The sequence below is a fragment of the Streptomyces sp. NPDC057654 genome, from assembly GCF_042800135.1.
Classification (GTDB): Bacteria; Actinomycetota; Actinomycetes; order Streptomycetales; family Streptomycetaceae; genus Streptomyces.
The window spans coordinates 1-19,058 of sequence record NZ_JBHVHQ010000065.1 but is presented as its reverse complement, the minus strand read 5'-3'; the positions used below and the strand labels follow the sequence as shown (position 1 = coordinate 19,058).

Sequence of the window (19,058 nt, the reverse complement as noted above, 5' to 3'; positions counted from 1 at the left end):
ATCACGTCCTTCGCGAACGCCTTGGAGCCCTCCAGCCGGGCGGCCTCGGCCGAGGGGCCGAAGGCCGCGACGCCGCGCTCGCGCACCGCGTCGGCGACGCCCGCCACCAGCGGCGCCTCGGGGCCCACCACCACGAGGTCGGCCCGGAGATCGAGGGCGAGGTCCGCGACGGCCGCGCCGTCGAGGACGTCCACGGGGTGCGTCGTCGCGACTTCCGCGATCCCGGTGTTGCCTGGGGCGCAGTGCAGGGCGGTGACGTCGGGGTCGAGGGAGAGAGAGCGGCACAGGGCATGTTCGCGGGCGCCGCCGCCGATGACGAGGACCTTCACGGGGTGCAGCCTACGGGAACGCCGTTTCGGTCACCGCGCCCACTCTTTCGGGTGAGGGGGGTCGGTGGTCTATACCCGATGCCGCACCACTTCCGACGGGAAATTCCTCGATCTTGGGCTCAAGGCCAGCCGTTCGGCGGTAGGAATGGGGGGCTGCGCGTCAGTCGCCAGACGTCAAGCCGTCAATCGTCACACCGCTAACCGTCACACAGTCATACAGGGAGCGCACGGGTGAGCCAGCCGGAGATGCAACCCGAGGGGCCACCACGGGAGGAGGGCGACCAGCAGCAGCAGGACGAGCCGCGGCACGGCGACGATCTGCGCGGCCGTCCTTTCCCGCTCGGCGACTGGGGCGAGCCCGCGGACCGGCTGGACGAGCTGTACCGCTGGGTGGAGGACGGCGCGCTGCGCGTCATCTCCTGGTACCTCGCGGACCGTGTGAACAAGCGCCGCTGGGCGCGCGTGCTGCGGGCCGGCGCCGCCCTCGGCGCGGTGGCGGGCGCGGCGCTGCCGCTGCTGGAGCTGGCGGGCGTGCTGCACGGCGGCGCCGCCTGGGGCTTCGTGGCGCTGCTCGCAGCGGTGGCGTGCGTGGGCTGCGACCGGTTCTTCGGGCTGTCCTCGGGCTGGATGCGCCATGTGGCCACGGCGCAGGCCGTGCAACGCCGCCTCGGGGTGCTCCAGTTCGACTGGGCGTCGGAGAGCGTGCGCGAGGTGCTGGGCCCGACGGAGGGCACGGCGAGCGAGGCGGCCGAGCGCTGCCTGACGGTGCTGCGGCGCTTCTCGGAGGACGTCACCGAGCTCGTACGGTCGGAGACGGCGGACTGGATGGTGGAGTTCGGGTCCGGTACGGGCCCGCTGCTGCTCCAGTCGCTGGTGGCGTGGGGCCCCCGGACCGAGGGCGGGAGCCCCGTCACACGTTTCCCGCTGCCGCCGGGCACCCGCCCGAACATGCCGCGCCAGCGCCCGCCGGAGCCGCCGCGCTGACGCGTACCGGCGGGCCGGTACCGGCTAACTGAAGACGATCATCGACCCCTGCCCCAGACTGCGCGTCACGGCCGCGTGCAGCCCGAGCCACACATGCCTCTCGCGCGCGAAGGGGCTGTCCTCGTACGGGCCCGGGGCCGCGGGTTCCTCCAGGCCGGTCGGGCGGACGGGGGGCGCGGGCGCGGCCGGCGGGTTGGCGTGGTCGATGCCCAACACCGGCGCCACCGTCTCCAGTTCCCGCAGCAGCCCGTACGCGGAGCCCAAGGGGCCGCCGCCTTCGAGGAGTTCGTCATTGGAGAGCGGGTGGAGGAAGTCGACGGGCACGTACGCGCCCGCGTGGTCGTAGTGCCACACCAGATGCGACTGCTGGGCCGTGGACTCGAACATCTCCAGCAACTGCTCGTAGTCACCGCCCAGTTCGTCGACGGGGGTCACGGCGAGCCCGCAGATGTGCAGGAGGTAGGCGCGGCGCAGGAAGTGCAGCGCGTCGTAGTCGAAGCCCGCCACGGGGGCGACGTCGCCCGACAGGCCGGGCATGTAGCTGTAGACCGGTATGGGCGGCAGCCCCGCTTCGCCGAGCGCCTTGTCATAGGCGGCGATCTCCTCCGCGAAGGGGTTGTCGGGGCTGTGGCACAGCACGTCTACGAGGGGGACCAGCCAGAGGTCACAGGCCACGTGAACTCACTCTCGTTCGCGTCGATGCGATGGTCGGGCAAGCGTAGTGCGGGCGGGCGGTCCATCACACAGTGCGTGCGGCGGCGATTACGCCGGGGGACCGCCGGACCGCCTCCATGTGCCGGGGGACGGACACGGCGGCTCGGGGCTCAGCTCTCGGACACTGGCCCCGTGCCTAATCCCGTGCCCGGCCGCCCCGCGCTCCATCCCGGCACCCGCGGCGTCGAGTCGACGAGGGCGAGCGAGTGCGCGTTGTACGCCGTGATGATCTGCCCCACCGCCCCGGAGTCCCGCCCCACCACGGCCTCGACCAGTTCGATGTGGCCGTGCCACAGCCGCCCGCGCAGTTCCGGGAGGCGCCGCAGCCGCGGCACCGTGAAGATCCAGCTCTGTATCCGCACGCGGTCCAGGAAGTCCATGATGTACGGGTTTCCGATGAGTCCCGCGAGTTCGCGCCAGAACCGCAGGTCGTACCCGATGAGGATGTCGAGGTCGCCCGTACGCGCCGCGCGGCTCGCCTCCTCGGCCCGGCGGCGCACGGAGGCCAGCGCGTTCGGGGTGGAGGTCCGTACCGCGCACTCGGCGGAGCAGCGGAAGATCCCCTCGACTATCAGCGTGCGGGCCTCGACCATGTCGCGGAAGTCCTGGCTGGAGAACTCGTGGACCCGGAAGCCGCGGTGCTGCTCGACGTCGAGCAGCCCCTGCGCGGAGAGGTCCAGCAGCGCCTCGCGGACCGGGGTGGCGGAGACCCCGTACTGCTCGGCGATCTCCTTGACCGTGAAATGTCGTCCCGGGGGCAGCCGTCCCGCGAGCACTTCGTCGCGGAGCGCGTCGGCGATCTGCGCGCGCAGCGTGGTGCGCAGTACTGCGCCGCCCTTTGCTGAGTTCCCTGACATCTGCGCCTCTCGTCGTCGCGCACACGATATGCGAGGCGCGTTGCGGAGGCTGCTTCGCTGCCGCACAAGACGCAGGCCGCGCACGTCGGGGAGACGGGCGCGGCCTGCGGAAGGAGCGGCTCAGCTTTTTCGGGGATCTCTCAGACCGTGAACTCGTCCGCCACCGAGAGAGCGGCGTCGAGCAGCGCGATCCCTTCCTTGGCCTCGGCCTCGGAGATGGTCAGGGGCGGGCAGACGTGGGTGCGGTTCATGTTCACGAAGGGCCACAGACCGGACTTCTTGCAGGCGGCGGCGAAGGCGCCCATCGGCGCGTTCGCCTCGCCGGAGGCGTTGTACGGCACCAGCGGCTCGCGCGTCTCGCGGTTCCGTACGAGCTCCAGCGCCCAGAACGCGCCGACGCCGCGCAGCTCGCCCACCGAGGGGTGCCGCTCGGCGATCTCGCGCAGCCCCGGCTCCAGGACCTGGGCGCCGATGCCGGCCGCCTTGCCGACGATGCCCTCCTCCTCCATCACGTTGATCGTCGCGACGGCGGCGGCGCAGGCCAGGGGGTGGCCGGAGTAGGTGAGGCCGCCGGGGTAGGGGCGGGTGTCGAAGGTGGCGGCGATCTCCGCGGAGATGGCGACGCCGCCGAGCGGCACGTAGCCGGAGTTGACGCCCTTGGCGAAGGTCAGGAGGTCGGGGACGGCGTCGAAGAGGTCGGCGGCGAACCACTCGCCCGTGCGGCCGAACCCCGCCATCACCTCGTCGAGGATGAAGACGATGCCGTACCGGTCGCAGATCTCGCGGACCCCCGCGAGGTAGCCGGGCGGCGGGATCATGATGCCGGCCGTGCCCGGGATCGTCTCCAGGATGATCGCGGCGATGGAGCCGGGCCCCTCGAAGGCGATGGTGTCCTCAAGGTGCTGGAGCGCACGGTCGCGCTCCTCCGCCTCGGTCCGCGCGTGGAAGGGCGAGCGGTAGAGGAACGGCGCCCAGAAGTGCACGACGCCCGCCGAGGCGGTGTCGGACGGCCAGCGGCGCGGGTCGCCGGTGAGGTTGATCGCGGCGGAGGTCGCGCCGTGGTACGAGCGGTAGGCGGAGAGCACCTTGGCGCGGCCCGTGTGCAGCCGGGCCATCCGTACGGCGTTCTCGACGGCCTCCGCGCCGCCGTTGGTGAAGAAGATCTTGTCGAGGTCGCCGGGGGTCCGCTCGGCGATCAGCCGCGCGGCCTCGGAGCGCGACTCCACGGCGAAGGCGGGCGCGAAGGTGGCGAGCTTCCCGGCCTGCTCCTGGATCGCGGCGACGACCTTCGGGTGCTGGTACCCGATGTTGGTGAAGACGAGGCCGCTGGAGAAGTCGAGGTAGCGGTTGCCGTCGTAGTCCCAGAAGTACGAGCCCTCGGCGCCCGCGACGGCCAGCGGGTCGATGAGTCCCTGCGCCGACCAGGAATGGAAGACGTGCGCGCGGTCGGCGGCCTTCACGGCGGCGCCGGCGGCGGGGTCGGGCTGCGCGGTGGCCTGCTGCTGAGGCTGCGTGCTCACAGTCGGTACCTCGGATCCATTAGGGGCGCTCGGGCCTGCCGGGGCGGGAGACGGACACCGCCAGGGTAGGGACCGGCGGGTAGGGCCGGTACCGGCAGTGTGTATGGCAGTGGTCACGGAGGCGGACACATTGCCGACCCGCACGGCTGGGTGAGGGCACCCCCCGTCTGCGGGCGGGGTTCTCCCCCGCTGAAGCCGGGGGCCTGCTCCAGTGCCTTGAGAGAGCCGTGTGCCGTGGAATACCGGAGACCAGCCGACTCCCATCGTTCGTGGGGAAACATGCGCATCGTGCGACCTCTGCTCACCTCCCTTCTCACCGTCGCGGTCGGTGTGACGGCCTTCCCGGCGTACGCCGCGTCGGCGAACACCACGTCGACGTACGCCACGTCGGCGAGCACCGCGTCGAAAAACGTCGACAGCGGACGCGAACGGATCCGCCGACACCTTGAGGACCTCGCTCGCGTCGGCGCTGTCGGCGCCCAGGTGCGGGTGACGGACGAGAACGGCACCTGGACGGCCCGCGTGGGGAAGGCTCGGGCGGGGAAGGCTCGGGCGGACGGCGATTCCCCTGTGCCGCGAGGCGGCCTGTTCCGCGCCGGGAGCGCCACCAAAATGTTCACGGCCGTCGCCCTGCTGCAACTGGTCGGAGAGGGCAAGGTGTCGCTGGACGCCCCGTCGGACCACTACCTGCCCCCGGGCCTCGTTCCCGGAGCCGAGCACATCACGGTACGGATGCTCCTCCAGCACACCAGCGGCCTCCACGACTTCGCTCGCGAGCTGCCGCAGGGCGCGGACCTGGTCCGTACCCGTTTCCGCCATTACGACAGCACCGAACTCGTGCGGGAGGCCGCGGCGCGGACCCCCGACTTTCCGGCCGGCACGGATTACGCGTACTCCAACACCAACTACCTCGTCCTCGGTCTCATCATCGAGCGCGTGACGGGGCATTCGTACGCGGAGGAGGTGCGGAGCCGGATCATCAAGCCGCTGCGGCTTCGGCACACGTCCGTGCCCGAGGACAGGACGTCGCTGCCCGGACCGCACGCGCATGGCTACATCACGCTCGATGGGAAGGGGCTGGGGAAGGGGAAGGGCGCGAGTACGGGTACGGGTACGAGTACGGGGCCGGGCCCCGGGAAGAGCGACGCGCGGCAGGTGGACATCACGGAGCTGAACCCGTCGATGGCAGGCCCCGCAGGAGAGATCGTCTCGACGACGCACGACATGGACGTCTTCCTCACCTCGCTCACCTCGGGCAAGCTCCTCCGTCCGGCCGAATGGAAGGAAATGAACCGTACGGTGCCCACGGGCGACCCCGACAGCCGGTACGGGCTCGGCCTCAAGCACCTGAAGTCGAGCTGCGGCCGCCTGGCCGTCGGCCACACCGGCGGCATCCCCGGCTACGCCACGCTCGCCTTCACGACGCCGGACCGATCACACCGTGTCGTCCTGTCCGCGAACCTCGCCGACTGGCCCGCCGATCCGCGCATCGGCGGCCCCATAGACAGAGTGCTGGACGACGCCATCTGCGGCTGACGGGACCACGGCATCGCCGACGGCTGCGGCTACGACTAAGGCATGGTCCACGGCTCCTGGGGCAGCGGGCGCCCGGTCTCGATGAACGTCTTGAGGTTGGAGAGCACCGCCGCCCAGCCCCCGGCGGTGGCGTCCCGCTCGGCCTCGTCGGCGAGGTCCTGGTGGGTCACGGTGAGCCGCACGATCTCCCCGTACGGCTCGATGCCGAAGGTGACGCGCGAGGGTTTGACCTCGGGCCCGACGCCGGGCTCGGCCCAGGTCGTCACCAGCCGAGTGGGCGGCGCGCTCTCCACGACGGTGCCGACGACGTCGGGGGTGCGCGAGCCGTCAGTGCGCTGATGCTCCCACCCAGAGCCGACCTGCCAGTCCGAGACGTTGCTGTGGCCCCAGAAGGCGGCGGTCTGCCCGGGGTCGGTGAGGGCGGTCCAGATCTTCTCCGGGTCGCTCCGGATATAGGTGACGTAGACGAATTCGAACGTGCCGGCCATGGTTTCTTCCTCCGTTTGGTCGGATGGGAACTGCGGCCTTCCCAGTGTCCGCCCGCGACGTACGAGCGTCCCGTCGGCCGGACCCTCCGCGACCCAATTCGCACGACGGTGAGACGACCGTCTACCCTCTCCCCCGCACGTAACCGACGGGGGAGAGGAAGCGCGCGATGATGCGCGGAATACGCGGGTTTCACGGAAGCGCTGCCGCGCTGGCGGCCATGGCCGCCGTGACCGCTCTGACGCTGGTGACCACGGCGTCCTGCGGCCTGACCGGCTCGTCCAAACGGGCCAAGGGCCGTGTACCGGCCGCCTTCCGGGGCGGCTGGGAAGGCAAGGTGACGGAAAAGGGCCACGAGACGGGCGAAATCCTGCGGATAGATATCGGGCGGTCGAAGCACACGCGCTCGGTGAAGGTCCGGACGACGGGCCCGAGGTCCTACTGCCGTGCGGGCGGCGCCTTTACGAGCCTTTCCAAGTACCGCGTGAAGTACCGCGCCCGGCCCGCGGATTCCCTCCCAGGGAAGGGCTCGTGCGAGAAAGGCCGAACGCAAGGCAAGCAATCACTCCGCAAGGGCGACAACGGCACGCTGTCCTGGGAAGCCGACGGCGCGACCGCCGCCTTGCACCGCGCTCCCGACGGAAATTCGCCGGTGGACTCCCATTACCGGGGCACATGGCGGTCCGCTGCCGCGGACTTGACGATCACGGTGCACCAGGGCGCGATCGGCACCAAATCCGCCACCATCACCCGCACCTCCCCCGGCCACCACTGCACGGCCCCGGCCTATGTGGCCTCGGCGTCCCGAGGCTCGGACGGTCTGATCCTCAGCCCCATGAAGCTCACCGACACCAAAAACCCCGCCTGCCGGGACAGCGACGCCTCCCTCACCCTGAACGCCAATCCGTCGGCTCCGTACGACCGCGACAGCTTGGTGGTGGGGCGGTTGGGCGACACCCGGCACGGGACGACGCTTACGCGCGTGGGCTGATGGAGGTTCGGCTCCGCCTGCGGAGGAGGAATCACAGGCGGAGCCTCACACTGATCAACCGTTACGGGCGGCGGCCACCCTTCTGGCCTCCCTGCTGCACCTTCTTGCGGCAGTCCGGCAGACGTTGGCCGAGGGTCTCCGGCTCCACGACGGGCCAGTCGTCGAGGGCGTAGCAGAGCTGCGCGTGCAGGAGTTCGGCGTCGGCGGGCGCGAGCCGGAGCGTGACGTCACCGCCGAACTCCCCGTCGCACTGCAACCAGAGGTGAATGGCGATCCGCCCGTCCTCCTCCCGCCGCACCGGCTTGCTCGGCACCCGGCTGATGCTCAGCGGCGCAACCACCCGAGCCCCCATCAGCAGGCCACCCCGGTCGTTGCGCTCCGCTCCGTGACCGGCGTGAGCCGCACCCGCATCCCGTCGGGCCCGATATCGATCCCACTGAACGCGAACACGGGCGCGACATACGGCAGCGGCAAGTCATCTGCCAGTCCCAGCCCAAGGCCCAGGCCCGTCGCCGGGCGGCCGAGCGGCTTGGCGGCCGGGGCGTCGGGAGACCTCCCCTCTGTGGTGGCGGTGAACAAGGAGGTGACGCGAGCGAGTGTTCGCCGCAGGACGGATTGGATACGGTGGGCCATGTTGACGCTCCTACGTGGCGTTGACCGCGCCCCGGGGTGCTGGTAACACCGCCGGGGCACCTTGTTGCCCGCTGCATCATCTCGACTACAGCGCGCAGTTGCGAAGGTAGCCCCAACAGGAAGTCACACACAACGTGTTGCGCGAAGTCGCACCCATTCGGCGTACGCCGATACGACAGCTACGCGACGCCGTCGAACTCTCCGGCCCTCGCACCGGCCAGGAACGCGCGGAGCTTCGCGGGCGTGGTCTTGACGACCACACTGGGGTCATCGCTCTCGCGCATCAGAATGCCCCCGTCGCAGGAGGCGAGTTCGAGGCAGTTACCCTCGGGCTGGTCCGAGAACGATGACTTAAGCCACTGAACGTCCACTCGTATACACCTTCACAGTTGCCGCACTACCTCACGGATGAAGTCACGGGACCGCCCCTGGTCAAGGGAGCGTTCCTCCAACCGGTCTATCACAGCACGGTAGTTCGCGAGATGGGTCTCAGCGTGCTGGAACAGGGATCCGGCCGGAGTATCCGCCTGCACGGTATCGAGCTGCGCGACCGGCCCGGCCGCCAGAAGCGTCGAACTCACCGCGCCAGGGAAACCGCCGGCCTCAAGGGGCAGAATACGAACGGTTACCTGCTCCCGCTCGGACTGTTCCAGAAGGTGATTCAGCTGCGCTTTGAGCACTGCCGTACCACCGAACAGCACGCGCAGCGCCATCTCGTGGATGACAAAAGTGCACACCGGCGGGATCGGCGAGCGGTCGAGGACGCTGCTGCGCTGAAGCCGAAAGGAGAGCTTGCATTCGAAACCGTCGGATGCCATAGGCGGCACCGCCTCCGCGAACACGGCGCGCACGTAGTCCTCATGCTGGAGCAACCCCGGCATGTGCGTGATCTGCACGGATCGCAAAGCCACCGCGTGGTGCTCCAGCTCCGCGAGGTCGAGTGCGCTGGCGCCGACGAAATCCCGATACTCGTCCCACCAGTACGTCCCACGCTCACGTGCCATCTCCGCGAGCGCGTCGATGTACTCGGCGTCAGGGCAAGAGTAGTTGGCGGCCCACACCCGAACCCGGTCGCTGCTGACACCGGACCGGGCCGACTCCGTATTGCTGACGGTGGTCCGGTCCGTACGGTGCATCGCGGCGGCCTCACTGATGTTCAACCCCACGTGCTCACGCATCTTGCGCAACTCGGCACCCAACCGGCGTTGCCGCTCGGTCGGAGGCTTACGTACCGGCATCGGCTCCCCTTCCCCTGGAAGCACACAGCGTAGCCGGACCGTCACACGAGCGCCCGGCCTGCTTCCGCCGCTCACGCCAAGCCATCGCGCTCGCCCACCCGCGCCCCATCAGCAGCACACGGAACCCCTCCGGCGCGGCCTCGGCACACAGCCGCACTCGTTGCAGCGAGAACGTCGATCAGCGCGTGACGACACAGCAGGTCGGATGTGGGATGCATGGCGTGCATCGAAGGAGAGTCGGGCGGCTCGGAGCCGGCGGCTGATCCGGTTTCTCCCAGCCGTGCACGGAGAACGGTTCGTGCGATTATTTTCCACGTGATCGAGATCGTCGTGAGCTTCCTGCTCGGCTCCGGGGCGGGAGCGCTGTTCTTCCGATGGCGGGCGTTACGAGGCGGTTCCGAGTCCGAGATGGCACGGCAGTCGGTGACGGCTTTCGGCGAGGAAATGGCGGCCCTGGACTTCGATCCGAGTGGCCAGGACGCCACCCCCGCCGTCCTCAAGGAGTACCGGGCGGCCCTGGCCGCCTACGAGCGCGCCTCCGCCGGGCATACCGTCTCCGCCATGCTGGCCGCGTTGCACGACGGCCGCGTCGCCATGATCCGCTTCGCGGCACTGCGCGACGGCCGTCCCGTCCCCATCGAAGCCGTGCCGCTTGAGTTCCCGGCTTCCCGACCGCGGCCCACCATCGTCCCCGGAGAACGCCACGTCAGCAGCGGTCGCACCAATGGCGCGACAGAAGTGCTGATCGACCGGCCCGAGCCCGCACAGCCGGCCATCCTCGAACTGGACGTGCTCGGCTATGAGAACCTGCACGTCGAACCGATGGTGCGCACGGAAGAGGAAACCAGGATCGATTACAGGCTGGCCGAAACCTCTTACCACCGCACGTACTACGGCCACCACTTTCTCCCCCCTCACTTCACCCATCTGCGCGTAACCGCCCAGGGAGTGGGCAATCGCCACTGGATCGCACGCATCAGGCCACTCTCCGATGCCGCCCCCCTGACTGCCGAACACCAAGGCCAGAATGCCGAAGTGCTCCGCTACGACGGCGGCCCGGCACTATTCACCGTCCAAACCCGGGGCGCGGCCTGGACGGTCGGCTACACGTGCGGATGCCTTCGCCCCTGGATCGACTGCGACTGCCCCTATGTCGACTGGCCGGACGGCACACCCGGCCGAGGAATCATCTATGAAGCAGTCTGCGGAGACGGTGAGCTCATCACATTTCACCTGCCCCGCGCGGGGTACATAACACTCGCCTGCTCCCACAACTCCCCTACCGGCTCCTGGTACCTGACCACCAAGCCAGTAGACATCCCCGAGCCGCCTTCCACACCGCACAGCGAGGACTCCCCGCAAAAAGACCTTGGTGTCGCACGATGGATGGGGAAGGTCATCTCATTCTTCGGACGGTAAGGATGACCCGCCCAAACCGTAAAGGGTCGGTGACGAGTTGTGAACGCTCATCGAGCCGTCGCTGCCCCACACCCCGCTCGTTGGCTGCCGTGATCAACTTCGGCGCGCAGCGCAGCTTCGTGCCGTAGACGGGTGCGTCGGGGACGGCGTCCAGGCGGCTGGTGTCCGCGTCGAACGCCACGCCCCGGGCAGGACCGGCGAGTTCCGGCGCGGCCGGGGTGAGGATGTCGTGGCGACCAAGCTGGAGGACAGCGAAGGTGAAGCCCGGCAAGGCTCCCAGCCTCGCGGGCAGATCCTGGACTTGATAGCCGCCCTGGAGTTCCTTGAGTGGGCAGAAGATGTTCCGGGCAGCGCATGGCAGTCTTAATTCAAGTTCGCGCGATTTCACCACCGACGAGCCTCTGCCATGGTGAGGTAGTACTGCCCTTTCCTCTGCGGCAGCCCAGGGTGATGACTGCTGTGCGCTTGTCGCGCGGATGGTGCCGGAAGACCTGTGGGAGCTGTTCCAGAGGGTGGTGCCGCCGGTACCGGTTCGCCCGCAGGTCGGAGGTTATCGTCGGCGAGGGGACCGTGAAGTGCTGGCCGCGATCACCTTCGTGGCCGCCTCGGTCTGCACCTGGAACCAACTGAACTGCATGCGCGTTGGGGCGGGTTCGCCGTCTGCCGCCGGGGTGTGGACTGGTTGGTGGGTGGGGCGGTATTCGGCGTGGGTGGGTGCGGGTTTCGTCTCGGACCCTCCGGGTCCAAGGCGCTGGCAGCGGGAGGGAAGGGGAGCGGGCTGATCTTGGTGCGCTGTCTGCCGCTCGGTGGGCGGCCGGGGTTCAGGCTGGCTCCGCTGCGCTGCGCCGCTGGCTGCTGCCGCGATGGAGTGGCCGTCCGGTCGCTCGGGTGCGCGTTCGCCTCGGCCCCTGCGGGTCCACAGCGCATGCAGTGACGGGTGTGGCAGTGGTGGGGACCGTAGGAGGCTCCGCTGCGCTCCGCGACTGGCTACCGGTAGGTAGGGTGCGGTTACCACCCGGCAAAAGCGCCTTATGGGATGCAGAAGTGGGCCGCAACCGCACCCTGTTGAAGGGTGAACCTGGCGTGTCGGACATACCGGGCGCAGCGGCCGTCGGAGTGAAGTTCCCCCAGCCGTGGGCCCCTAGGTGGTCCGCCCGATCGAGCACCTCGCTTCGCCTCAGCCGGAAGGCGAGTCGCCGCTCCAAGGTCTTGGGGGCCGGCTTCGGCACCGCTCCCCCCAAGACAGCGCACACATAGCCCTCGTGCTGGAGGAGGCCAGGCATATGCGCCGTCTGTCCCGTTCGGATCGCGACGGCGCAGTGCTCCAGTTCGGCCACGTTTAGGTTGAACGCGGGAAGGGAGGACCAGTACTCGCCCCACCCCCTGGAAGCACACAGCGTAGCCGCGCCGTCACGGGCGCGGCGGCCCCGTCAGAGCGTCGTAAACCTGCTGCTCGGTCGGCGGACCCACCGGCAGAGGCCGCCCGCCGGCCTCGGCCCGCAGGCCGTCGAGCAGGAAGGCCACCTGCCTCCGCCAGGCACCCGGCGCGGCCTCACCGCTGGCGCGGGCCAGCATCGCGCTGGAGGCGAAGGTGAAGACCAAGTCCGCGTTGGTGAAGTCGGGGCGAAGGGCGCCGGCCCCCTTGGCCCGGTCGACGATGCGTTGGGCGGCGTCCATGCTCCGGCCGCAGGCGGCCATGAGGCGCTCCGCGCCCGGAAAGCGCCCGCCGACCACATCCGCGACAGCGGAATCGGTGGCCTGGAGTTCGCAGAGGCGCTCGACGTAGTACGCGAAGCCCTCCCAGGCGTCTTCGCAGGACAGGGCCCGCTGCGCGGCCTCGTCCAGGCGGGCCGCCGCTTGGTCGGCCACCACCTCGTCGATGAGGGCTTCGCGGCTGCCGAAGAGGTTGTAGAGCGTGCCGTGGCTGACCCCGGCCCGCCGGGCGATCTCCTTGAGCGGTACGTGCAGGCCGCGCTCCTGGAACAGCTCGGCGGCGGCGGTCCGCAGCTTCTCCGCGTTCCGTTGCGCGTCGGCGCGCATCGCTGATCCCTCCTGTTCCTGGCCCGGTTCCGCAGAACTTGACCCCTTGGTCAACCTGCATGCTACCGTCGAAATGTAAGTTGACCATAGGGTCAAGATGCCAGTCCGTACGCACCTGAAGTCGGGAGCAGCCCCATGTCCAAAGTGATCGCCGTCTTCGGCGCCGGTACCGGCCTCGGCACCTCCGTCGCCCGCCGCTTCGGCCGTGAAGGCTTCCGGGTCGCCCTGGTGGCGCGCCGTCGGGAGCGCTTGGACGCCCTTGTGGAGCAGCTGGCGGCGGACGGTATCGAGGCGGCCGGTTTCACCGCCGACCTGTCCCGGACCAACGAGGTGCCGGGGTTGATCGCGGGCATCCGGGAGCGCTTCGGCCGTATCGACGTGATCGAGTACGGGCCGTTCAGCCCCGATCAGAGCTTCGCCCCGGCCTCCCGGACGGATGCCGCCACCCTGGCAGCGGGCCTCCCGATGTTCCTGCTGACGCCGGTGGAAGTGGTGCGCGCTGTGCTGCCGGAGTGGACCGAGCGGGGAGACGGCGCCTTCCTCCTGACCACCGGCGTCTCGGCGGTCCACCCCATGCCGCGGCTCAGCGGCCTGGCCCCTGTCGGAGCCGCCGCCCGTAACTACCTCTACTCGCTCCACGGCGAGTTGGCCGACGCGGGCATCTACGCCGGGACTCTCTCCGTCGCGGCGTCGATCGCCCGCAGCGAGATGAGCGCGCTCATCGCCGGAGACGGAGGTACTACGGAATTCTCGGTCGTCGACCCCGACGACCTCGCCGAGCAGTACTGGGACATGTACACCAAGCGCGACCGCATCGAGCAGATCCACCCTCGGCTCTGAACCGTGGCTACGATCGAGCGGCTGTCGCGAAACGACGCCCCCTGGTGAGACGCCCCTTGGTGAGACTTTGGTGAGACGCCTCTGGTGAAGGGAATGCCGATGATCACCGACCCGACGATCATCCGGATAGGCCACGGAGTGGAGTTGCACCACCAACGAGGCCGGCGGGAAGCCGCTCGCGACCTCTTCACGGCGGTCTGGGACGACATCGGCGGCGAGCGGGGTGACCCGCTGCACGTATGCGTTCTCGCCCATGCGATGGCCGATGTGCAGGACGACGTACGCCAGGAACTGGTCTGGGACCTGCGGGCACTTGCCGCCGTCGGCACGGTCACCGATGAGCGGGCGGCGCGGGCCGGCGTGACGCTTTCGGCGGCAGGCTTGTACCCGTCGTTGCATCTCAACGTGGGCGACTGCTACCGCAGGCTCGGGGACCTCCCCCGCGCCCGCGAACATCTCCAGCAGGCGCGGGCGGCCATCGGCGCGCTGGGCGACGACGAGTACGGGCAGCTCATCAAGGGTGGGCTGGAACAGCTGGCGCAGCAGTTGGCACCCGAGTGAACCCGGTACGCCGAGCCCTGGTCCGTTGAGATGTAAACGCTGTCGCTGACGGTCGACGGTCAGTAGGTTCGCCCCTCATGAGGACGCGCATACTGAGGTTCGGCTTGTACGCGGACGAGCAAGGGCTGGCGTGGGTCAGGGGGCTCGTCGACCGGACCGCGGCCCCCCGGAGCGCCCGGATCGTCAAGGCGGACGTTGTTCGCGCGTATCCCGGCAGCGATATGACGACCGCCGAGATGTACGACTTCCTGGCGGAGCAGTGGGCCATCGAACATCCCGGTCAGGACAGCGGCGCGCGGGAGGCGGTCGAGCTGCACGTCCGCCTGGTGTGTTCCCTGCGGAACTGGCACGCGATCCGCAAGGCCGTGCTCAAGGCGCTGTGCCCGGAAGGTATGGCACCGCACACCTGCCGTGTTCCATGGTGCGGCGCCTGAGCCGACGCAGCAGGTACGGCTCCGGCATCGGCTTCGCCCCGGTCCACGCCTGACCGGTTCGACATCATCGCGCGCACAACCGGTCCAACGCCGACTGGCTCTCCTCGTCCGCCGCACGGAAGATCAGCAGCCGCTGATCCGGATCTTCCAGCGGCACCAGCGTTTCGAAATCCACCGCGATCGCACCGGCTTCGGGATGGCGCAGCACCTTGCGCCCGCGGCCGTTGACCTTGATTTCCCGCTCGGCCCACAACCGCGCGAATTCCTCGTCGCGAGTGATGAATTCGGCGATGAGGTCGGTCAGCACCCGGTCCTCAGGATGCGCGGCCCAGGCGGCGCGCAGGTGGGCGACTCCCTCCCGTACGACGCGTTCCCGGTCGGCATAGAGCTCGCGCGTCTCCGGATGCATCAGGCACAGCCACATCGCATTGCGCCGCGACGGGGGAAGGGTGCCGAAATCCAGGAGCAGCCTGGTCATTTCGTGGTTCCAGGCCAGGATGTCGTAACGGTGGTTCGTCAGCATGGCCGGCAGCGGAGACAGGTCGGCGACCAGCCGGGCCAGCGGCGGCGGTGCGGTGGTGGCCGGCTGGTCGGCGGTGCGGGGGCGCTGCTGGGCCAGGTCGAAGAGGTAGGCGCGTTCGACGGGGGCCAGGCGCAGCGCGCGGGCCAGTGCCTCCACCACGTCCGCCGAGGGCCGCAGCCCGCGCCCCTGTTCCAGCCGTACGACGTAGTCGACGCTCACCCCGGCCAGTTCGGCGACTTCCTCGCGGCGCAGTCCCGGGGTCCGCCGGGCCTGCCGGCGCGGCGGGAGGCCGAGGTCTCGCGGGTCCAGCCGTTCGCGCCGGGTCCGCAGGAACACGGCCAGCTCCTGTGCGGTGTCCACTGTGGTGTCCGCGGTGTGGGTCGTCATGACCGTTGCAACAGCGAGAGTAGGACCGGCGTTCCCAGGAAGCCCTTTCCCTTACCCGCGGGTCGCGGCGGTCGCAGCCTTGTTCTCGACGTTCTCGACAACAGATCACGAGTACACGAGTACAGGAGCAATCGATGTCACTCACCCTCGACACGTACCGGCTGCTGGGCCGCTCCGGGCTGCGGGTCTCACCGCTGGCGCTGGGCGCGGCGACCTTCGGCACCGAGTGGGGCTGGGGAGCCGAGCAGGACGAGGCGCGCAAGCTGTTCGACCTTTACGTCGAGCGCGGCGGCAATTTCATCGACACGGCCAGCACCTACACCAATGGCAGCTCCGAGCGGCTGCTGGGCGAATTCACCCGCGACAACCGCGAGAGCCTGGTGCTGGCGACGAAATACACGACGCAGCGCCGGGCCGGCGACCCGAATTCCGGCGGCAGTCACCGCAAGAGCCTGTTCGCTTCGGTGGAGTCGAGTCTGCGACAGCTCGGTACGGATTACATCGACCTGCTCTACCTGCACGTATGGGATTTCACGACGCCGGTCGACGAGATCCTGCGCGGCATGGACGACCTGGTGCGGCAGGGCAAGATCTTGTACGTGGCGATCTGCAACGCCCCGGCCTGGCAGGCGTCGCGCATGCAGGCGATCGCCGACCTGCGCGGCTGGTCGCCGCTGGTCGCGCTACAGATCGAGTACAACCTGATCAACCGCGCCGGGGAGCGCGACCTGATCCCCATGGCCCGCGAGATGGGGATGGGGGTGGTCCCGTACTCACCGCTGGCCGGCGGGCTGCTCACCGGCAAGTACAGCCGCGACGACCTGACCGCGCCGGCCGCCGCGCCCGGCGACAGCACCCGCAAGAGCTGGAACGCCACCTTGGGCATGGTCACCGAGCGTAATATCGCCGTCGCCGATGCCGTGAAGGAGATCGCCGCGGACCTGGGTCACACCCCTGCCCAGGTCGGGCTGGCCTGGGCCCTGCGGCAGCCGGACGTGACGGCGCCGATCATCGGCGCCCGCACCCCCGCGCAACTGGAGGACAATCTGGGCGCCTTGGACGTCGACTTCACCGCCGCCCAGCTGGCCCGCCTCGACGAGATCAGCGCGATCGAACTCGGCTTCCCGCACGACCTGCTCGCCAGTGCCCCCATGCGCAAGGCGACCGCGGGCGACCTGAAGATCGAAGCCCGCCGCTGAGCCGCTGATATCCGACCGAGTCCCGAGGGCGACACCAGCGCCGCCCTCGGGGCGATCTCGGCATGGGTTCCTCAGCGAATGGCTGCGCCCAACACGTTCGCAACAGACCTTAGTAGCCGCTGAGCAGCAAGCCTTCCTCCACGAATTTCCACACGTCGGTGTAAGGGTCCCAGTGGTGTGGATTCTCGCCGCTGCGCTTCTCGTTGATCTTCTGGGCGTGCTTCCTGGCAGCGTCGTACTTGCCGTTGCCCAGGATCTGCTCCGGTTGCAGGTGCTTCGACTGCTGCTCGGGGACCGTCCTCACGTTCTTCCCGTAGGTCTGCGCGAAACCGGGCTGTTGACGCAGTCTGGCATTGGCGCTGCCGCATACTCCGCCGAACGTGCTGGTGTAGTCCTGGTAGTGCAGGAGCCGCCACAGCTCGAAGCAAGGGTGGGAGTAGGCGATCCGCACCCCGTACTCGCGGGCGAGCTTCATCGCCTCGGGGATGCCCTCATGGGCGTCGCGGTCGAAGAGGACCCATACCTGGGGCCAGTTCCAGTCCTTCTCCCTGTCGAGACCGGCGTCTTCGGCCTCGCGCTCGACCCTGCGCAGCACAGCGGTGGCGCCCCGCACCATGGGAAGGGGCTTGCGGTGCTTGCCGGTCGCGGTGGCGTTCTCGATGTGGAAGTCGACGCCTCGACGGGGGTCGGCCCGTCGGCCGTGCTTGGCGATGAGGCTGATGTACTCCCTCTCGGTCACCTCGCCCTCGATGAAGACATAGACCTGACGCGAGCGGTTCTTACGGCCCTTGGCCCCGCTCTTGCTCCTGTGGAGCTTGTCCCCTCCCTTGTCGGCTCGCGCCATCAGCTCTCTTCCGCCTCCGGCTCCGTCGGCGTCTCATGCGCCATCTCGTCCGTCGGCTCATACGCCGCCTCGTACGCCGTCTCGTCCGTCCGCAGCAAGTGCAGCCCGACCTGGCCCTCGGGGACCTTGGGCACGCCTCCGAAGGAGCCCGCCAAGTAGGACGTCATCAGGTCCTCTTCCTCCGTCGGCTCCCAATCGGAGATCGGGTACAGCTCCGTGGCGCCGCTCGCGTCCTTCTCCGTCAGCCAGAGCTGCCCCGGCTCCAGGAGCCGCGTGCCGCCGGGAACTCTCAACAGGGAGGGGTCATGGGCCGTGAAGATCAGTTGGGCTCCCCCGGGGTTCACCCATGGCGCCTGGAAGAGCCGTACGACCTCGGCTGCGAAGCGGGAGTGGAGGCCGGCGTCCAGCTCGTCGATCAGCAGCACGGCTCCCGTGTCGAGGGCGAGGAGCAAGGGACCGATGAGGGCGAACCAGGAGCGGGTGCCGAGGGATTCCGCGCCCCAGTCCAGGACGGCGTCCTGTCCGCTGCCCGAGTGGATCAGCCGGACCCGTGGGCGACCGGCCGAGTCCCGCTCCACTTCGGCTCCCGCGATCCCCAGGTCGGCGACGCGCAGCAGTGCCTCGACCCGCCGCCGCGACTCCGCGCTTTCGAGGAGACGCAGGGCGGTGTACTCCTCGCGGCGCGGCCGCTCCTCTTCCGGGGTGACGTCGTGCAGATTGCGCTTGAACCAGTCGTAGACACGGGAGAGGTCCGGGTGCCCGTCGTTGGCCGCGCGGCTGAGAAGGAGGGCGTTGCCGCGGGTCGTACGGGCCAGCCGGGCGCGGTCCTTCACGCGCTCGCCGGGGAATTCGAATTCCTTCTCCCGTGAGGCGTCCCGGTCGAACCAGACCTGCCGTCGGCCCTTGGGGTAGGCGAAGAGCCACTCCGACTCCACCCGGCGCTCCCCCAGCTCGAAGCCGTACGTCCAGCGGACGCCGTCCGCGAGGACGACATCCACTTCGTAGAGGGTGGGGTCGGCCGCGGCTTCGGGGTCGAGCGCGAACGCGTCGCGCGGAATACCGTCGTACGAGGTCCAGGCCGCATAGGAGCGGAGAACGGCCTCCCGCATGTGCTTCAGAGCGGCGATGACGTTCGACTTGCCCGAGGCGTTCGCGCCGAAGACGCCCAGTACCGGGTAGACGGGGAGCTGCTTGCCGTCGGAGAGCCGGAGCGGGCGGGCGGACGCGCTCTCCTCGTCCTCGGGGACGACGAGCGACAGTTCTTGCGCCTCGCGCAGGGACCGCACGTTGGCTGCCCGGAACCTCAGCAGCATTCCATCTCCTCCATAGCGCACAGATTAGCCATGGCGGCCGTCGGCTGCCCGCCTTGGACAGGGCGAACGCGTTGGGCAGGGCGGACGCGCACGAGAAGTGCCCGCCCGCCCTCTGCGCGAGGGCGGGGGGGCCCCCCCCCCGGCGGGGGGGCCCCCACCCGCCCCCCCGCCGGTGGAACCCCAGATACCACCCGGCCCCCCCCCCGCCCC

22 protein-coding genes and 2 pseudogenes are annotated in these 19,058 nt (G+C 69.5%); 9 read left to right on the top strand and 15 right to left on the bottom strand.

Annotated elements, in window-relative coordinates; genetic code table 11:
- A pseudogene (locus ACFU99_RS08375) lies at positions 1 to 329 on the bottom strand (phosphoribosylamine--glycine ligase); the annotation flags it as partial.
- 231 nt (positions 330 to 560) lie between these two features.
- On the opposite strand from ACFU99_RS08375, the gene ACFU99_RS08370 reads away from it, so the two are divergent.
- Entirely contained in the window at positions 561 to 1,313 is a 753-nt protein-coding gene (locus tag ACFU99_RS08370; RefSeq protein ID WP_384387654.1) for an SLATT domain-containing protein, read from the top strand.
- Between the two features lie 24 nt (positions 1,314 to 1,337).
- Here the strand turns inward: ACFU99_RS08370 and ACFU99_RS08365 are convergent, their stop codons facing one another.
- The 3 genes from ACFU99_RS08365 to ACFU99_RS08355 form a co-directional block, all read right to left on the bottom strand.
- A complete protein-coding gene (locus tag ACFU99_RS08365; protein WP_384387651.1) occupies positions 1,338 to 1,988 on the bottom strand; it encodes a hypothetical protein in 651 nt (216 codons plus the stop codon).
- Positions 1,989 to 2,137: 149 nt separating this feature from the next.
- Positions 2,138 to 2,884, bottom strand: coding sequence for a GntR family transcriptional regulator (locus ACFU99_RS08360; RefSeq protein WP_384387648.1), 747 nt, complete (start codon positions 2,882 to 2,884; stop codon positions 2,138 to 2,140).
- A gap of 140 nt (positions 2,885 to 3,024) precedes the next feature.
- Complete coding sequence (locus ACFU99_RS08355; protein ID WP_384387645.1) at positions 3,025 to 4,404, bottom strand: aspartate aminotransferase family protein; 1,380 nt, start codon at positions 4,402 to 4,404, stop codon at positions 3,025 to 3,027.
- A gap of 288 nt (positions 4,405 to 4,692) precedes the next feature.
- On the opposite strand from ACFU99_RS08355, the gene ACFU99_RS08350 reads away from it, so the two are divergent.
- Positions 4,693 to 5,940, top strand: coding sequence for a serine hydrolase domain-containing protein (locus ACFU99_RS08350; RefSeq protein WP_384387642.1), 1,248 nt, complete (start codon positions 4,693 to 4,695; stop codon positions 5,938 to 5,940).
- 35 nt (positions 5,941 to 5,975) lie between these two features.
- Here the strand turns inward: ACFU99_RS08350 and ACFU99_RS08345 are convergent, their stop codons facing one another.
- Positions 5,976 to 6,428 carry an SRPBCC family protein gene (locus tag ACFU99_RS08345; protein ID WP_384387640.1) on the bottom strand — a complete coding sequence of 151 codons (453 nt, stop codon included), beginning with the start codon at positions 6,426 to 6,428 and terminating at the stop codon, positions 5,976 to 5,978.
- 167 nt (positions 6,429 to 6,595) lie between these two features.
- Between ACFU99_RS08345 and ACFU99_RS08340 the strand changes: the two genes are divergently transcribed.
- A complete protein-coding gene (locus ACFU99_RS08340; protein ID WP_384387637.1) occupies positions 6,596 to 7,417 on the top strand; it encodes a hypothetical protein in 822 nt (273 codons plus the stop codon).
- A gap of 61 nt (positions 7,418 to 7,478) precedes the next feature.
- On the opposite strand, the gene ACFU99_RS08335 is transcribed toward ACFU99_RS08340, so the two are convergent.
- The 4 genes from ACFU99_RS08335 to ACFU99_RS08320 all read right to left on the bottom strand — a co-directional run bounded on the left by ACFU99_RS08335 (position 7,479) and on the right by ACFU99_RS08320 (position 9,288).
- Positions 7,479 to 7,730, bottom strand: coding sequence for a hypothetical protein (locus tag ACFU99_RS08335; protein ID WP_384387634.1), 252 nt, complete (start codon positions 7,728 to 7,730; stop codon positions 7,479 to 7,481).
- Positions 7,731 to 7,768: 38 nt separating this feature from the next.
- Positions 7,769 to 8,050, bottom strand: coding sequence for a hypothetical protein (locus ACFU99_RS08330; RefSeq protein ID WP_384387631.1), 282 nt, complete (start codon positions 8,048 to 8,050; stop codon positions 7,769 to 7,771).
- 179 nt (positions 8,051 to 8,229) lie between these two features.
- Entirely contained in the window at positions 8,230 to 8,421 is a 192-nt protein-coding gene (locus tag ACFU99_RS08325) for a DUF397 domain-containing protein (RefSeq protein WP_384387628.1), read from the bottom strand.
- Between the two features lie 12 nt (positions 8,422 to 8,433).
- Positions 8,434 to 9,288: a Scr1 family TA system antitoxin-like transcriptional regulator gene (locus ACFU99_RS08320; RefSeq protein ID WP_384387625.1), complete on the bottom strand. Its 855-nt coding sequence runs from the start codon at positions 9,286 to 9,288 to the stop codon at positions 8,434 to 8,436.
- 315 nt (positions 9,289 to 9,603) lie between these two features.
- Between ACFU99_RS08320 and ACFU99_RS08315 the strand changes: the two genes are divergently transcribed.
- Positions 9,604 to 10,707 (top strand): hypothetical protein, encoded by a 1,104-nt coding sequence (locus ACFU99_RS08315; RefSeq protein WP_384387622.1) that lies wholly within the window; start codon positions 9,604 to 9,606, stop codon positions 10,705 to 10,707.
- Here the strand turns inward: ACFU99_RS08315 and ACFU99_RS08310 are convergent.
- A complete protein-coding gene (locus ACFU99_RS08310; RefSeq protein ID WP_384387619.1) occupies positions 10,685 to 11,095 on the bottom strand; it encodes a hypothetical protein in 411 nt (136 codons plus the stop codon). The two genes, ACFU99_RS08315 and ACFU99_RS08310, sit on opposite strands and share 23 nt — an antisense overlap.
- A gap of 88 nt (positions 11,096 to 11,183) precedes the next feature.
- Between ACFU99_RS08310 and ACFU99_RS08305 the strand changes: the two are divergent.
- Positions 11,184 to 11,336 (top strand): annotated as a pseudogene (locus tag ACFU99_RS08305) (transposase); the annotation flags it as partial.
- Between the two features lie 192 nt (positions 11,337 to 11,528).
- Here the strand turns inward: ACFU99_RS08305 and ACFU99_RS08300 are convergent.
- Both ACFU99_RS08300 and ACFU99_RS08295 read right to left on the bottom strand, forming a co-directional pair.
- Positions 11,529 to 12,044, bottom strand: a complete 516-nt coding sequence (locus tag ACFU99_RS08300) for a Scr1 family TA system antitoxin-like transcriptional regulator (protein WP_384387616.1) — start codon at positions 12,042 to 12,044, stop codon at positions 11,529 to 11,531.
- A gap of 73 nt (positions 12,045 to 12,117) precedes the next feature.
- Complete coding sequence (locus tag ACFU99_RS08295; protein ID WP_384387613.1) at positions 12,118 to 12,747, bottom strand: TetR/AcrR family transcriptional regulator; 630 nt, start codon at positions 12,745 to 12,747, stop codon at positions 12,118 to 12,120.
- 135 nt (positions 12,748 to 12,882) lie between these two features.
- On the opposite strand from ACFU99_RS08295, the gene ACFU99_RS08290 reads away from it, so the two are divergent.
- From ACFU99_RS08290 to ACFU99_RS08280, 3 genes are all read left to right on the top strand, one after another.
- A complete protein-coding gene (locus ACFU99_RS08290; RefSeq protein WP_384387611.1) occupies positions 12,883 to 13,587 on the top strand; it encodes an SDR family NAD(P)-dependent oxidoreductase in 705 nt (234 codons plus the stop codon).
- A gap of 93 nt (positions 13,588 to 13,680) precedes the next feature.
- The gene (locus ACFU99_RS08285; protein ID WP_384387608.1) at positions 13,681 to 14,148 is read left to right on the top strand and encodes a hypothetical protein; all 468 of its coding nucleotides are present in this window, start codon (positions 13,681 to 13,683) and stop codon (positions 14,146 to 14,148) included.
- A 77-nt stretch (positions 14,149 to 14,225) separates the two neighbouring features.
- Positions 14,226 to 14,582, top strand: a complete 357-nt coding sequence (locus ACFU99_RS08280) for a hypothetical protein (RefSeq protein ID WP_384387605.1) — start codon at positions 14,226 to 14,228, stop codon at positions 14,580 to 14,582.
- A gap of 64 nt (positions 14,583 to 14,646) precedes the next feature.
- Here ACFU99_RS08280 and ACFU99_RS08275 read toward each other — a convergent pair whose 3' ends face one another.
- On the bottom strand, positions 14,647 to 15,492 hold the full coding sequence (locus ACFU99_RS08275) for a helix-turn-helix transcriptional regulator (RefSeq protein WP_384387603.1): 846 nt from the start codon (positions 15,490 to 15,492) through the stop codon (positions 14,647 to 14,649).
- Between the two features lie 134 nt (positions 15,493 to 15,626).
- Between ACFU99_RS08275 and ACFU99_RS08270 the strand changes: the two genes are divergently transcribed.
- A complete protein-coding gene (locus ACFU99_RS08270; protein WP_384387600.1) occupies positions 15,627 to 16,691 on the top strand; it encodes an aldo/keto reductase in 1,065 nt (354 codons plus the stop codon).
- A 109-nt stretch (positions 16,692 to 16,800) separates the two neighbouring features.
- On the opposite strand, the gene ACFU99_RS08265 is transcribed toward ACFU99_RS08270, so the two are convergent.
- Both ACFU99_RS08265 and ACFU99_RS08260 read right to left on the bottom strand, forming a co-directional pair.
- On the bottom strand, positions 16,801 to 17,535 hold the full coding sequence (locus tag ACFU99_RS08265; protein WP_384387597.1) for an RloB family protein: 735 nt from the start codon (positions 17,533 to 17,535) through the stop codon (positions 16,801 to 16,803).
- Entirely contained in the window at positions 17,535 to 18,848 is a 1,314-nt protein-coding gene (locus ACFU99_RS08260) for an ATP/GTP-binding protein (protein ID WP_384387594.1), read from the bottom strand. The genes ACFU99_RS08265 and ACFU99_RS08260 overlap by 1 nt, the downstream gene beginning before the upstream one ends.
- Positions 18,849 to 19,058 lie beyond the last annotated feature (210 nt).

Coding starts and splice junctions, on each gene's coding strand:
- ACFU99_RS08340 (WP_384387637.1), top strand. CDS start 6,596: ATGATGCGCGGAATACGCGGGTTTCACGGAAGCGCTGCCGCGCTGGCG.
- ACFU99_RS08275 (WP_384387603.1), bottom strand. CDS start 15,492: ATGACGACCCACACCGCGGACACCACAGTGGACACCGCACAGGAGCTG.
- ACFU99_RS08290 (WP_384387611.1), top strand. CDS start 12,883: ATGTCCAAAGTGATCGCCGTCTTCGGCGCCGGTACCGGCCTCGGCACC.
- ACFU99_RS08285 (WP_384387608.1), top strand. CDS start 13,681: ATGCCGATGATCACCGACCCGACGATCATCCGGATAGGCCACGGAGTG.
- ACFU99_RS08260 (WP_384387594.1), bottom strand. CDS start 18,848: ATGCTGCTGAGGTTCCGGGCAGCCAACGTGCGGTCCCTGCGCGAGGCG.
- ACFU99_RS08320 (WP_384387625.1), bottom strand. CDS start 9,288: ATGCCGGTACGTAAGCCTCCGACCGAGCGGCAACGCCGGTTGGGTGCC.
- ACFU99_RS08280 (WP_384387605.1), top strand. CDS start 14,226: ATGAGGACGCGCATACTGAGGTTCGGCTTGTACGCGGACGAGCAAGGG.
- ACFU99_RS08265 (WP_384387597.1), bottom strand. CDS start 17,535: ATGGCGCGAGCCGACAAGGGAGGGGACAAGCTCCACAGGAGCAAGAGC.
- ACFU99_RS08295 (WP_384387613.1), bottom strand. CDS start 12,747: ATGCGCGCCGACGCGCAACGGAACGCGGAGAAGCTGCGGACCGCCGCC.
- ACFU99_RS08360 (WP_384387648.1), bottom strand. CDS start 2,884: ATGTCAGGGAACTCAGCAAAGGGCGGCGCAGTACTGCGCACCACGCTG.
- ACFU99_RS08330 (WP_384387631.1), bottom strand. CDS start 8,050: ATGGCCCACCGTATCCAATCCGTCCTGCGGCGAACACTCGCTCGCGTC.
- ACFU99_RS08345 (WP_384387640.1), bottom strand. CDS start 6,428: ATGGCCGGCACGTTCGAATTCGTCTACGTCACCTATATCCGGAGCGAC.
- ACFU99_RS08270 (WP_384387600.1), top strand. CDS start 15,627: ATGTCACTCACCCTCGACACGTACCGGCTGCTGGGCCGCTCCGGGCTG.